This is a genomic window from Limosilactobacillus fastidiosus (assembly GCF_014145505.1).
In the GTDB taxonomy this organism is placed as follows: Bacteria; Bacillota; Bacilli; order Lactobacillales; family Lactobacillaceae; genus Limosilactobacillus; species Limosilactobacillus fastidiosus.
In genome coordinates, this window is sequence record NZ_JACIUZ010000010.1 from 1 (window position 1) to 557 (window position 557).

Here is a 557-nt window from a genome sequence, read left to right on the forward strand (position 1 = left end):
ACCTTCTTTACATGATTTTTGTGGTGAATTGATTGTACAATACGAGGGCAACAGTTGTCCTTTTTTGTGTACAAAAAACTGGTATTGATTTTTCATCAATACCAGATAGTGTATACCCAATTAAGAAAGCCACTCACGAAATTAATCGTGAGTGGCTTTTATTGTTCACTAAAGGTCCCATAAGGTTCATTGGTTATCCCATTTTGACATGGAATATAACCATATTGACCATCCGCCCATGGTTGACGTAACCACACTTCCCCATTATGGCGAGACCAGGCATCATAATCAATTACTGAACCCGCAGGTAATTCAGAAGCAACGTTCTCTAGGAATGGATATAACACAAAGTAATAGTAGTAAGGATACTAATGTTAGCTATGTTGAACCTACTTTAGGCGAAGATAATTATCCTATCTTTTCCATCAACCTTGCCAATGCCTCTTCCCACGTTGGGACCGCAAAGCCCGTTTCCTTTACCTTTGCCAAACTCATAATTGAATGACGTGGACGGTAGGCTTTTTGGGGGTATTCGGCTGAAGTTACCGGGCTAACTT

The 557-nt window shown here is 40.2% G+C and carries 2 protein-coding genes; both read right to left on the minus strand.

The genetic code is table 11. The features are described 5' to 3' along the window. Nucleotides 1-158: 158 nt before the first annotated feature. Nucleotides 159-347: an SH3 domain-containing protein gene (locus H5R64_RS00260; RefSeq protein WP_182582481.1), complete on the minus strand. Its 189-nt coding sequence runs from the start codon at nucleotides 345-347 to the stop codon at nucleotides 159-161. A gap of 61 nt (nucleotides 348-408) precedes the next feature. Then, nucleotides 409-557: sugar nucleotide-binding protein (locus H5R64_RS00265; protein WP_182582483.1), on the minus strand; the 149-nt coding region annotated here is incomplete at its 5' end.